Origin of the sequence: Ramlibacter sp. MMS24-I3-19, assembly GCF_050320135.1 — a bacterium.
Taxonomy (GTDB): Bacteria; Pseudomonadota; Gammaproteobacteria; order Burkholderiales; family Burkholderiaceae_C; genus Ramlibacter.
The window spans coordinates 143,612-155,620 of record NZ_CP190017.1 but is presented as its reverse complement, the minus strand read 5'-3'; the positions used below and the strand labels follow the sequence as shown (position 1 = coordinate 155,620).

Below are 12,009 nucleotides of genomic sequence, written 5' to 3'. Positions count from 1 at the left end.
TTGCCACGTCGCTGACATGTTCGAACTGCGCCTGCTCTGCGCCGAGGACCAGGTCGAGGCCGTCAGCGACGCGCTGGAAGCGCTCGAGGCGCTGAGCGTCTCGGTCGAGGACGCCGACGCGCACACCGAGGCGGAGCAGGCCCTCTTCGGCGAGCCCGGCATGCCACCGCCCAAGGAAGGCTGGCAGCGCTCGCGCGTGCTGGCGCTGTTCCCGTCCCGCGAGGCAGCGGACGAAGCCTCGCAACTGCTGCAGGCCCAGGACTTCTTCGCCGGCGGCCGTGTGGTGGACGTGGCCGAGGTGGCCGACCAGGACTGGGTGCGGCTCACGCAATCCCAGTTCGCACCGGTCGATGTCACGCCCGAGTTCTGGATCGTGCCCACCTGGCACGAGCCGCCCGAGCAGGCGCGGCAGGTCATCCGGCTCGACCCGGGCCTGGCATTCGGCACCGGCACCCATCCGACCACGCGCATGTGCCTGCGCTGGATCGCGCGCCAGCCACTGCGGGGGCTGCGCGTCCTCGATTACGGTTGCGGCTCCGGCATCCTGGCCATCGGTGCCGCGAAGTTCGGCGCCGCGACGGTGGATGCGGTGGACATCGACGAGGCCGCGGTGCGCTCCACGCTGGACAACGCGCAGGCCAATGACGTTGCGCTGCATGCCGTCGGGCTGCCCGATGCGGCGCAGGGCGCCTACGACGTGGTGCTGGCCAACATCCTGGCTACGCCGCTCAAGGTGCTGGCGCCGCTGCTGTGCGGTCACGTCACGGCCGGCGGGCATCTGGTGCTGGCCGGCATCCTCGAGCGGCAGGCCGAGGAACTGACCCGCGCCTATGCGCCGTTCGTGCCGCTGTCAGTCGCCGATAGCGAAGACGGCTGGATCCTGATGACGGCTCGGCGCTGAGCCGGCCTTCTACAATCCCGGGCCCATGAGCATGATCACCGGGTGCCCGGCCTGCGGCACCCTGTTCAAGGTGGTGCCGGACCAGCTGAAGATCTCCGACGGCTGGGTTCGGTGCGGCCACTGCTCGGAAGTGTTCGACGCCGGCGCCCACATGCGCCAGGTGGTCGATGGCGGCGACGCCGACGCGGCGGCGGAGGCATCGATGACCATGTCGGCGCCCCTGACCGCGGTTCCGCCGGTCGCGAGCCCGGCGCCGCGTGGCGAGCAGGAGCTCTCGCTGGCACCGCTGTCCAGGCCGGCACCCCTGGAGCCGACGCCGGCTCCTGCCGTGCCGCAAGCGGTCCCGCTGCCGCTCAAGCGCCCGAGCGGCACGCCTTCGGAGCTGCCCTCGTTCTTCCCCTCCGATGCGATCCAGGTGCGCGAAGTCGACTCGCCGTCGCAGCTGGACCTGGAGGCGCCGGCCGGTCCGCGCTCGGAGCTGCCGCCCGAAGTGGGCTACGCCTCGCCCGTGGACTTCGTGCGATCGGAGTTGATGGCCACGCGTCCACGCATCGAACTGCTGGACGACGACGACCAAGGCCCGCGCAGCATCTACGACCCGTCGCTCGACGCCGTGACGTTCGTGCGCAAGGCGCGGCGCCAGGCCTTCTGGCGCCGGTCCGGCGTGCGGCGATTGCTGCTGTTGGCCAGCCTGCTGCTTGCGCTGCTGCTGGCCGCGCAGGTGGCGGTGCAGGAACGCGACCGGCTTGCCGCAATGCATCCCGAGTGGCGGGGCCCATTGCAGGCGCTCTGCCGGCCGCTTGGCTGCAGGATCGAACCGTTGCGGCGCATCGACGCGGTGGGAATCGACAGCAGCGGGTTCACGAGGCTGCGCCAGGACGCCTACCGCCTGAACGTCACGCTGAAGAACCAGGCGGCGCAGGCCGTCGCCATCCCGGCGGTGGAGCTCACGCTGACCGACGCGCAGGACCAACCGTTGGTGCGCAAGGTGCTCACTCCGCGCGAGCTGGGCGCCACCTCCGACACGCTGCCGGCGCACGGCGACTGGTCGGGCACGGTGGCCATCGCGGTCGGTGCCCCCGCCGACAGCGGCCGGATCGCGGGCTACCGCGTGCTGGCCTTCTATCCCTGAACGCTTTTCCTTCTTTCCAGGCAACACACCATGGCAGCCGTCATCTGCGGATCCCTCGCGTTCGACACCATCATGACCTTCGAGGGTCGCTTCGCGCAGCAGATCATGCCGGACCAGCTGCACATCCTGAACGTCTCGTTCCTGGTGCCCGGCCTGCGCCGTGACTTCGGCGGCTGCGCCGGCAACATCGCCTATGCGCTGAAGATGCTCGGTGGCGAGCCGCTGCCGATGGCCACGCTGGGCAACGATGGCGCCAGCTACGTCGAGCGCTTGCAGTCGCTGGGCATCAGCACCGACTTCGTGCGCCAGATCGACGGCGCGTACACGGCGCAGGCGATGATCATGACGGACCTGGACAACAACCAGATCACCGCCTTCCATCCCGGCGCGATGACGCAGGCCCATGTCACGCGCATCGAGAAGCGTCCCGACATCAAGCTGGGAATCATCTCGCCCGATGGCCGCGACGCCATGCTGCAGCACGCGCAGCAGTTCCGTGCCGCCGACATCCCGTTCGTGTTCGATCCGGGCCAGGGGCTGCCGATGTTCGACGGCCGCGAGCTGGCCACGTTCATCGAACAGGCGACCTGGGTCACCGTCAACGACTACGAAGGGAAGATGCTCAGCGAGCGCACGGGCTGGAGCCCGGCGGACATCTCGCGCAAGGTCCAGGGCCTGGTGGTGACGCTGGGCGGCCAGGGCTGCGACGTCTGGATCGGCGGCGAGAAGACGCACGTGCCGGCCATCAAGGCCGACGCGGTGGTCGATCCCACGGGCTGTGGCGATGCCTGGCGCGGCGCGATGCTGTTCGGGCTGGAGCAGGGCTGGCCGCTCGGGCGCTGCGCCGAGCTGGGCAATCGTGTCGGCGCGGCCAAGATCGCCAGCCGCGGACCGCAGAACTGGCGCGTCTGAGTGTTGCGCGCGGCAGCGCTCAGCCGCGCGCGTGCGTGACGCCGCCGTCCACCACCAGCGTCTCGCCCACCACGTAGTCGCCGGCGCGCGAGGCCAGGAAGATGGCCGCGCCGGCCATGTCGTCGTCGTTGCCGATGCGGCCCACGGGCACGCGCTGCGCCACTTCGTCGGCGTGGTCGCGCGCCTGCTTGTTCATCTCCGACGCGAACGGGCCGGGCGCGATGCCGCTCGTCACAATGCTGTCCTTGGCCAGGCGCAGCGCCATGCGTTTGGTCAGGTGGATCAGGCCGGCCTTGCTGGCGGCGTACGAGTAGGTCTCCCAGGGATTGACCGAGATGCCGTCGATGGAGGCGATGTTGATCACCTTCGCCGGGCGCTCGGCCGACGCGCCCGCCTTCAGCAGCGCGTGCATGGCCTGGGTGAGGAAGAACGGCGTCTTCATGTTCAGGTCGACGACCTTGTCCCAGCCCTTCTCGGGGAAGGTGTCGAAGTCCTCGCCCCATGCCGCGCCGGCGTTGTTGACGAGGATGTGCAGGGCGCGTTCACGCTGCCCCATCTCCACCGCGAGCGCCTGGCAAGCCTCGACCGTCGACACGTCGGCCGGCAATGCAATGCACGGCCCCAGCGGCGACAGTTCGCGCGCGGTCTGCTGGCAGGTGTCGGCCTTGCGCGACGTGATGTAGACCTTGGCCCCCTGGCGCAGGAAGCCCGCGGCGATCATGCGGCCGATGCCGCGCGAGCCGCCGGTGACCAGGGCCACGCGGCCCTGCAGCGTGAAGAGATCTGCCATGCCTGTCTCCTTGAAGTGATGCCGCAGCGTACGGCGCCTGCGTCAGCGCGCCAATCACATGGACGACAGGCGCCGCTCAGGCGCGCGCGCGGTTGCGTGCGGCGCGCCGATCCAGCCAGGCGACGAATTCGCCGACCAGGCCCTTGCGGAACGCGAGCACGCACAGCACGAAGATGCCGCCGATGATCACGGTGACCCAGGAGCCGACGCGGTCGGACAGCACGTCCTGCAGCGTGATGACCACGCCGGAGCCCACCACCGGCCCCAGGAAGGTGCCGGCACCGCCGAGCAGCGTCATCAGGATCACCTCACCCGACGTTGCCTGCAACACGTCGGTGAGGGTGGAGAAGCCCAGGACCAGCGCCTTGAGCGAACCGGCCAGGCCGGCGATGGCGGCCGACAGCACGAAGACCAGCAGCTTGTAGCGCTCGACCGTATAGCCCAGCGAGATGGCGCGCGGCTCGTTCTCGCGGATCGCCTTGAGCACCTGGCCGAACGGCGAGGAGACGATGCGGCGGATCATCAGGAAGACCGCCACCATGACCGCGAACACGAAGTAGTACATGTGCAGGTCGTCGCGCAGGTTGAGCACGCCCAGCAGGGTGCCGCGCGGCACGCCCTGGATGCCGTTCTCGCCGCCGGTGAAGGGGGCCTGCAGGCACACGAAGTAGACCAGCTGCCCCAGGGCGAGCGTGATCATGGCGAAGTAGATTCCCGAGCGGCGGATTGCCAGCCCCCCGACCACCACGCCGGCGAGACCGGCGACGACCATGCCGGCCAGGATGGCCGGGATCGTGGACCAGCCCTGGGCCGTGGTGAGCCAGCTGGTGATGTACGAGCCCAGGCCGAAGTACGCGGCATGCCCGAATGAGAGCATCCCGCCGAATCCGAGCAGCAGGTTGAACGCGCAGGCGAAGATCGCGAACGCGTAGAAGGTCATGAGATAGACCGGATAGATGTTCAGCCAGGGCGCGAGGAGCCCGGCGAGCACGAGGAGGGCGTAGACGATGGCGGTGGCGCGGTTCACGCTCACTCCTTGCCGAACAGGCCTGCGGGGCGCAGCACCAGGACGATGGCCATGATGACGAACACGACGATCGTGGACGCCTCGGGGTAGATGACCTTGGTAAAGCCCTCCACCATGCCCAGCGCCAGGCCGCTGACGATGGCGCCGAAGATCGACCCCATGCCGCCGATCACCACGACGGCGAACACCACGACGACGAGCGACGACCCCATGAGCGGCGAGACCTGCACGACCGGCGCGGACAGCACGCCTGCCAGCGCGGCCAGCGCGACACCGGCGCCGTAGGTCAGGGTGACGATGATCGGCACGTTGATGCCGAACGCCTGCACCAGGCGCGGGTTCTCGGTGGCCGCGCGCAGCGTCGCGCCCAGCGAGGTGCGCTCGATCACGAACCACGTGGTGAAGCAGATCACCAGCGATGCGGCGATGACCCAGGCGCGGTAGATCGGCAGGATCATGAAGCCCAGGTTGAACACGCCCTGCAGCGCGTCGGGCACCGGGTACGACTGGCCCGATGCGCCGTACTGGTCGCGCATCACGCCCTCGAAGATCAGCGCCATGCCGAAGGTGAGCAGCAGGCCATACAGCGGGTCCAGCTTGTAGATGCGCTTGAGGAACAGGCGTTCCAGCACCACGCCGAAGGCGCCCACCACCAGCGGCGCCACGAGGAGCGCCAGCCAGTAGTTGATGCCCAGCTTGTCCATCGCGATGAAGGCCGCGAAGGCCCCGAGCATGTAGAACGCCCCGTGCGCGAAGTTCACGACCCCGAGCAGGCCGAAGATGACGGCCAGCCCGAGGCTGAGCATCGCGTAGAAGGATCCGTTGACCAGGCCCAGCATGAGCTGGCCCAGGATGACGGGCAACGGATATCCGAAGATTTCGGTCATGGAGCGGGGCGCGGGGGCTGCGGCCCGGCAGCATCGCCGCCGGGCCGTGGGGGCTCAGGTCAGGACTTCTTGGCGATGGAGCACTTGCCGGTGATGGGGCCGAAGGCCTCGTCGCCGTTCATGGTGCGCACCTGCTTGTAGTAGTCCCAGGGGTACTTGGAGTCCTCGGGCTTCTTGACCTGCATGACGTACATGGTGTGGATCATCACGCCGTCCGCACGGATGTAGCCGTTCTTGGCGAACATGTCGTTGATCTTCTGCTTCTTCAGCTGCGCCATCACCTTGTCGGGATCCGTCGAACCCACGGCCTTGACGGCGTTCAGGTACTGGATGGTGGCCGAGTAGTACGCCGCCTGGTTCATGGTCGGCATCTTCTTCATGACGTTGAAGTAGCGCTTGGACCAGGCGCGCGTGTCGTTGTCGGTGTCCCAGTACCAGCCGGTGGTGAGGTACAGGCCCTGCGCCGTCTTCAGGCCCAGCGAGTGGATGTCGCTGATGAACGCCAGCAGCGCGGCAGGCTTCATCTTCTTGGTGATGCCGAACTCCTGCGCGGCCTTCAGCGAGTTGGTGAAGTCCGTGCCGGCGTTGGCCAGGCCCAGCACCTGCGCGTTGGAGCCCTGGGCCTGCAGCAGGAACGACGAGAAGTCGGTGGTGCCCAGCGGCACGCGCACTTCGCCCAGCGACTTGCCGCCGTTCTTCTCGACGACCTCGGTGGCGGCGGTGCGCAGCTGCGTCCCGAACGCGTAGTCGGCGGTAAGGAAGTACCAGCTCTTGCCGCCTTCCTTGGTGATCGCGGTGGCGGTGCCGTTGGCCAGCGACGTGGTGTCGTAGGCGTAGTGCACGCTATACGGCGTGCAGTCCTCGTTGGTGAGCGACGCGCCCGCGGCGCCGATCGCGAAGAAGGGCACCTTCTTCTGGCCGGCCACCTTGGACATGGCGATGGACACGCCCGTGTTCGAGCCGCCCAGGACCATGTTGACGCCGTTCTGGTCCGCCCACTCGCGGAACTTGGAGGCGCCGATGTCCGGCTTGTTCTGGTGGTCGGCGCTCAGGAAGGTGATCTTCTTGCCCAGCACGGTGCCACCGAAGTCGGCGATGGCCATCTTGGCAGCTTCGACGCCACCCTGGCCGATCACGTCGGCGTAGACACCCGACATGTCGTCGATGTCGCCGATGACGACCTCGTTGGCGGCGGCGAACACGGGCGCGGCGAAGGCGGCGCTCAGCGCCAGGGCCAGCGCGGATCGGGTCAGATGCTTCTTCATGGCTTGTCTCCTTGGGACAGTGGGGGAACGTGAAAGACTCAGACGCCCAGGTACTCGTGCAGCATGTCCATCCTGCTGGCGAGTTCCGATTGGGCGAATTGCTGGACGATGCGGCCGTGCTCCATGACGTAGAAGCGGTCGGCCAGCGGCGCGGCGAAACGGAAGTTCTGCTCCACCAGCATGATGGTGTAGCCCTTGGCCTTGAGCGTGCGGATCATCTCGCCGAGCTTCTGCACGATGACCGGCGCCAAGCCTTCGGAGATCTCGTCCAGCAGCAGCAGGCGCGCGCCGGTGCGCAGGATGCGGGCCACGGCCAGCATCTGCTGCTCGCCGCCGGACAGGCGCGTGCCGGGGCTGCCGGCACGTTCCTTCAGGTTCGGGAACATGGCGTAGATCTCGTCGATCGACATGCCGCCTTCGGCCACCGCGGGCGGCAGGCGCAGGTTCTCCTCGGCCGACAGGCTGGAGAAGATGCCGCGCTCCTCGGGGCAGTAGCCCACCCCGAGCTTGGCGATCCTGTGCGGCGCCAGCCGCACCGCCTCGGTGCCGTTGATGGCGATCGATCCCTTGCGTGCGCCGGTCAGGCCGACGATGGCGCGCAGCGTGGTCGTGCGGCCCGCGCCATTGCGTCCGAGCAGGCAGACCACCTCGCCCTCGCGCACCGAGAGGTCGACGCCGTGCAGGATGTGCGACTCGCCATACCAGGCCTGCAGTCCCTCGATGCGCAGCAGATCCTTGCCGTTGAGCATCAGTGGGCTCCCTGCAGTTCGGCGCCGGTGCTGCCCATGTAGGCCTCGATGACCTGCGGGTTGCGGGAGACTTCCGAGTATGGGCCGTCGGCGAGCACCGAGCCGCGCTGCAGCACCGTGATGCGGTCGGCGATCGACGAGACGACGTTCATGTTGTGTTCGACCATCAGGATGGTGCGACCCGCGGCCACCTTCTTGATCAACTGGGTGACGCGGTGCACGTCCTCGTGGCCCATGCCCTGCGTGGGTTCGTCCAGCAGCATCAGGTCGGGTTCCAGCGCCATGGTGGTTGCCAGCTCCAGCGCGCGCTTGCGGCCGTAGGGCAGGTTGACCGTCATCTCGGAGGCGAAGTCCTGCAGGTCGACCTCGTGCAGCAGCTGCATCGCGCGGTCGTGCAGGTGGTGCAGCGAGCGCTCGGACTTCCAGAAATGGAACGAGGTGCCCAGGTTGCGCTGCAGGGCGGCGCGCACGTTCTCCAGCACCGTCATGTGCGGGAAGACGGCGGAGATCTGGAACGACCGGACGATGCCGCGACGCGCGGTCTGCGCCGGCTTCTCCGAGGTGATGTCCTGGCCCTGGTAGGTGATGGTGCCCCGGGTGGGGGCCAGGAACTTGGTGAGCAGGTTGAAGAAGGTGGTCTTGCCTGCTCCGTTGGGCCCGATCAGCGCGTGGATGTCGCCACGCCGCACCGTCAGGTCGACGTTGCTGACGGCGACGAAGCCCTTGAACTCCTTCGTGAGTCCCTTGGTCTCGAGAATGATCTCAGCAGGCAAGACGCGCGCACTCCTTCTTGGCGTGCGGGGGGCGCGCCGGAACCCGCAATGCTAGGAATGCGTGTTGCACTGCGGAACGGGGTAACCCCGTAAGTAGTTCCGCGTGGAGCCGCCCGCGGGCGCCCCAGGCTGTCAGCCGACTGACGGCTACATGTTGCGCCGGTACTGGCCGCCCACCTCGAACAGGGAACTGGTGATCTGGCCGAGGGAGCAGACCCGCACGGCATCCATGAGCACCTCGAACACGTTCCGGTTGTCGATGACCGCCTGCTGCAGGCGCCGGAGCATGGCCGGCGCTTCGCTGGCGTGGCGCTGGTGGAACTCCTGCAGCCGGCGCAGCTGGCCCTGTTTCTCGTCCTCCGTGGACCGGGCCAGCTCCAGCTTCTCGAGGACGGCGTCGCCGTGCGGGTTGCGGAAGGTGTTGACGCCCACGATGGGCAGTTCGCCGGTGTGCTTGAGCATCTCGTAATGCATGCTCTCGTCCTGGATGCGGCCGCGTTGGTAGCCCGTCTCCATCGCGCCGAGCACGCCGCCGCGTTCGGCGATTCGCTCGAACTCGGCCAGCACCGCCTCTTCGACCAGCTCGGTGAGCTCATCGATGATGAACGCGCCCTGATTCGGGTTCTCGTTCCTGGCCAGGCCCCACTCGCGGTTGATGATCAGCTGGATGGCCATGGCGCGCCGCACGCTGTCCTCGGTGGGCGTGGTGATCGCCTCGTCGAACGCGTTGGTGTGCAGCGAGTTGCAGTTGTCGTAGATCGCGATCAGCGCCTGCAGCGTGGTGCGGATGTCGTTGAACTGGATCTCCTGGGCGTGCAGGCTGCGGCCCGAGGTCTGGATGTGGTACTTGAGCTTCTGGCTGCGCTCGTTGGCGCCGTACTTCTCCTTCATCGCCACCGCCCAGATGCGGCGTGCCACCCGGCCCATCACGGTGTACTCGGGGTCCATGCCGTTGGAGAAGAAGAACGACAGGTTGGGCGCGAAGTCGTCGATGTGCATGCCGCGGGCGAGGTACGCCTCGACCAGCGTGAAGCCGTTGGAGAGCGTGAACGCCAGCTGGCTGATCGGGTTGGCCCCGGCCTCGGCGATGTGGTAGCCCGAGATCGACACCGAATAGAAGTTGCGCACGTTGTGGTGCACGAAGTATTCGGCGATGTCGCCCATCACCTTCAGCGAGAACTCGGTCGAGAAGATGCAGGTGTTCTGGCCCTGGTCTTCCTTCAGGATGTCGGCCTGCACCGTGCCGCGCACGTTGGCCAGCACCCACTCGCGGATCTTGCCGGCCTCGGTGTCGGTGGGATCGCGGCCGTTGTCGGTGCGGAACTTCTCCAGCTGCTGGTCGATGGCGGTGTTCATGAACATCGCCAGGATCGAGGGCGCCGGGCCGTTGATCGTCATCGACACCGAGGTGCTGGGGTTGCACAGGTCGAAGCCCGAATACAGCACCTTCATGTCGTCCAGCGTCGCGATCGACACGCCGGAGTTGCCCACCTTGCCGTAGATGTCGGGCCGCAGGTCCGGGTCGTTGCCGTACAGCGTGACCGAGTCGAAGGCGGTGGACAGCCGCTTGGCCGGCATGCCCTCGGACAGCAGCTTGAAGCGGCGGTTGGTGCGGAAGGCGTCGCCTTCGCCCGCGAACATCCGCGTCGGGTCCTCGTTCTCGCGCTTGAAGGCGAAGGTGCCGGCCGTGTACGGGTAGCTGCCCGGAACGTTCTCCAGCATCAGCCACTGCACGATCTCGCCGTGGTCCTCGTAGCGGGGCAGGGCGACCTTGCGCACCTTGGTGCCGGAGAGCGAGGTGGTCGTCAGCGCGGTGCGGATCTCCTTGTCGCGGATCTTCACCACGTACTCGTCGCCCGCATAGGCCTGCTGCAGGTCGGGCCACTGCTTGAGCAGGTGCAGCGCGTCGCGATCCATGCGGGCGAGACGCTGGCCGGCCAGGTCGAGTGCGGCCTCGGCGGCCGGGGCGCGATCGGGCTTGTCCACCTTCAGCATGCGCGCCGCTTCCTTCAGCTGCTGCACTTCGCGCGCCAGCTTCGCCTGCGCCCGGGCGCGCTTCTTGTAGCCGCGCACGGTGTCGCTGATCTCGGCCAGGTAGCGCACGCGCGGTGCGGGCACGATCGGGGTCTGGTTGGTGCTGTGGCGCACGTTAGCGGCGGGCAGGCGGCCCTCCTGCAGCTGCAGCCCCAGGTCCTGCAGGCGCGGCTTCAGCGCCTGGTACAGGGCCGTCACGCCGTCGTCGTTGAAGCGTGCGGCCATGGTGCCGAACACCGGCATTTCCTCGGGCCGCTTGCCCCAGGCCTCGCGGTTGCGCTGCACCTGCTTGGCAACGTCGCGCAGCGCGTCGGCCGAGCCCTTGCGGTCGAACTTGTTGATCGCCACGAACTCGGCGAAGTCGAGCATGTCGATCTTCTCGAGCTGGCTGGCGGCCCCGAACTCCGGCGTCATCACGTACATCGGCACGTCCACCAGCGGCACGATTGCGGCGTCGCCCTGGCCGATGCCGGAGGTCTCGACCACCACCAGGTCGAACCCGGCGGCCTTGCACGCGGCGATGACGTCGGGCAGCGCCTTCGAGATCTCGCTGCCGAAATCGCGCGTGGCCAGCGATCGCATGAAAACGCGCGCGCCTTGCTGCCACGGCCCGATGGCGTTCATGCGGATGCGGTCGCCCAGCAGCGCGCCGCCGCTCTTGCGCCGTGACGGGTCGATCGAGATCACCGCGACGCGCAGCCGGTCGGCCTGGTCCAGGCGCAATCGCCGGATCAGTTCGTCGGTGAGCGAGGACTTGCCTGCGCCGCCGGTGCCGGTGATGCCCAGCACCGGCACCTTGCGCGTGGCCGCGCCGTCGCGCAGTTGCTGCAGGAGCGCGGCTTCGGCGGCGCCGTTCTCGATCGCCGTGATCAGCTGGGCCAGCGCGCGCCAATGCGCATCGGTGTGGCCCTGGATGGCCTTCGCGTCGCGCGGCGCGAGCGGTGCGAGGTCCTTGTCGCAGCGCATCACCATCTCGCCGATCATTCCCTGCAGGCCCATGCGCTGGCCGTCCTCGGGGCTGTAGATGCGCGCCACGCCGTAGTCGTGCAGGTCGCGGATCTCCGCCGGCACGATGACGCCGCCGCCGCCCCCGAACACCTGGATGTGGGCGCCGCCCCGCTGGCGCAGCAGGTCGACCATGTACTTGAAGTACTCCACGTGGCCGCCCTGGTAGGAACTGACGGCGATGCCCTGCACGTCCTCCTGCAATGCGGCGGTGACGACCTCGTCGACGCTGCGGTTGTGGCCGAGGTGGATGACCTCGGCGCCCATGCCCTGCAGGATGCGCCGCATGATGTTGATGGCGGCGTCGTGGCCGTCGAACAGGCTGGCGGCGGTGACGAAGCGGACCTTGTGGGTCGGGCGGTACTCGGCGAGCGCCTTGAATTCGGCGGACAGGTCGGTCATGGGGATGGGTTCCTGGCAAGCGCGCCGGGGGCCGGCGCACGAAGTCTCCACGCGGCAGCTTAATTGACGTTTACGTCAACGTCAACGAACCACCGGCGCCTCCGCCGAAAGACAAAGGCGCCCCGAGGGGCG

General features: G+C 68.0%; 10 protein-coding genes. 3 read left to right on the top strand and 7 right to left on the bottom strand.

Translation table 11 applies throughout. The features are described from left to right. The first annotated feature begins 16 nt into the window (after positions 1–16). From prmA to ACPWT1_RS00815, 3 genes are read left to right on the top strand one after another with little or no spacing between them, the layout of a single operon-like run. The gene (gene prmA / locus ACPWT1_RS00825; RefSeq protein ID WP_427913550.1) at positions 17–901 is read left to right on the top strand and encodes a 50S ribosomal protein L11 methyltransferase; all 885 of its coding nucleotides are present in this window, start codon (positions 17–19) and stop codon (positions 899–901) included. A gap of 25 nt (positions 902–926) precedes the next feature. Next, entirely contained in the window at positions 927–2,033 is a 1,107-nt protein-coding gene (locus ACPWT1_RS00820; protein ID WP_427913549.1) for a DUF3426 domain-containing protein, read from the top strand. 30 nt (positions 2,034–2,063) lie between these two features. Continuing rightward, the gene (locus ACPWT1_RS00815) at positions 2,064–2,945 is read left to right on the top strand and encodes a carbohydrate kinase family protein (RefSeq protein ID WP_427913548.1); all 882 of its coding nucleotides are present in this window, start codon (positions 2,064–2,066) and stop codon (positions 2,943–2,945) included. A 19-nt stretch (positions 2,946–2,964) separates the two neighbouring features. Here ACPWT1_RS00815 and ACPWT1_RS00810 read toward each other — a convergent pair whose 3' ends face one another. The 7 genes from ACPWT1_RS00810 to icmF all read right to left on the bottom strand — a co-directional run bounded on the left by ACPWT1_RS00810 (position 2,965) and on the right by icmF (position 11,877). Further along, positions 2,965–3,735 carry an SDR family oxidoreductase gene (locus ACPWT1_RS00810; RefSeq protein ID WP_427913547.1) on the bottom strand — a complete coding sequence of 257 codons (771 nt, stop codon included), beginning with the start codon at positions 3,733–3,735 and terminating at the stop codon, positions 2,965–2,967. A gap of 76 nt (positions 3,736–3,811) precedes the next feature. Further along, on the bottom strand, positions 3,812–4,768 hold the full coding sequence (locus ACPWT1_RS00805; RefSeq protein WP_427913546.1) for a branched-chain amino acid ABC transporter permease: 957 nt from the start codon (positions 4,766–4,768) through the stop codon (positions 3,812–3,814). Beyond that, the gene (locus ACPWT1_RS00800; protein WP_427913545.1) at positions 4,765–5,649 is read right to left on the bottom strand and encodes a branched-chain amino acid ABC transporter permease; all 885 of its coding nucleotides are present in this window, start codon (positions 5,647–5,649) and stop codon (positions 4,765–4,767) included. Before ACPWT1_RS00800 ends, ACPWT1_RS00805 begins: the two co-directional genes overlap by 4 nt. A gap of 59 nt (positions 5,650–5,708) precedes the next feature. After that, positions 5,709–6,914 (bottom strand): ABC transporter substrate-binding protein, encoded by a 1,206-nt coding sequence (locus ACPWT1_RS00795; protein WP_427913544.1) that lies wholly within the window; start codon positions 6,912–6,914, stop codon positions 5,709–5,711. A 38-nt stretch (positions 6,915–6,952) separates the two neighbouring features. Next, entirely contained in the window at positions 6,953–7,663 is a 711-nt protein-coding gene (locus ACPWT1_RS00790) for an ABC transporter ATP-binding protein (protein ID WP_427913543.1), read from the bottom strand. Further along, positions 7,663–8,436 (bottom strand): ABC transporter ATP-binding protein, encoded by a 774-nt coding sequence (locus ACPWT1_RS00785; protein ID WP_427913542.1) that lies wholly within the window; start codon positions 8,434–8,436, stop codon positions 7,663–7,665. Before ACPWT1_RS00785 ends, ACPWT1_RS00790 begins: the two co-directional genes overlap by 1 nt. Positions 8,437–8,583: 147 nt before the next feature. Next, a complete protein-coding gene (gene icmF, locus ACPWT1_RS00780; protein WP_427913541.1) occupies positions 8,584–11,877 on the bottom strand; it encodes a fused isobutyryl-CoA mutase/GTPase IcmF in 3,294 nt (1,097 codons plus the stop codon). Between the last annotated feature and the right edge of the window lie 132 nt (positions 11,878–12,009).

Coding starts and splice junctions, on each gene's coding strand:
- ACPWT1_RS00795 (WP_427913544.1), bottom strand. CDS start 6,914: ATGAAGAAGCATCTGACCCGATCCGCGCTGGCCCTGGCGCTGAGCGCC.
- ACPWT1_RS00810 (WP_427913547.1), bottom strand. CDS start 3,735: ATGGCAGATCTCTTCACGCTGCAGGGCCGCGTGGCCCTGGTCACCGGC.
- icmF (WP_427913541.1), bottom strand. CDS start 11,877: ATGACCGACCTGTCCGCCGAATTCAAGGCGCTCGCCGAGTACCGCCCG.
- prmA (WP_427913550.1), top strand. CDS start 17: ATGTTCGAACTGCGCCTGCTCTGCGCCGAGGACCAGGTCGAGGCCGTC.
- ACPWT1_RS00800 (WP_427913545.1), bottom strand. CDS start 5,649: ATGACCGAAATCTTCGGATATCCGTTGCCCGTCATCCTGGGCCAGCTC.
- ACPWT1_RS00820 (WP_427913549.1), top strand. CDS start 927: ATGAGCATGATCACCGGGTGCCCGGCCTGCGGCACCCTGTTCAAGGTG.
- ACPWT1_RS00815 (WP_427913548.1), top strand. CDS start 2,064: ATGGCAGCCGTCATCTGCGGATCCCTCGCGTTCGACACCATCATGACC.
- ACPWT1_RS00790 (WP_427913543.1), bottom strand. CDS start 7,663: ATGCTCAACGGCAAGGATCTGCTGCGCATCGAGGGACTGCAGGCCTGG.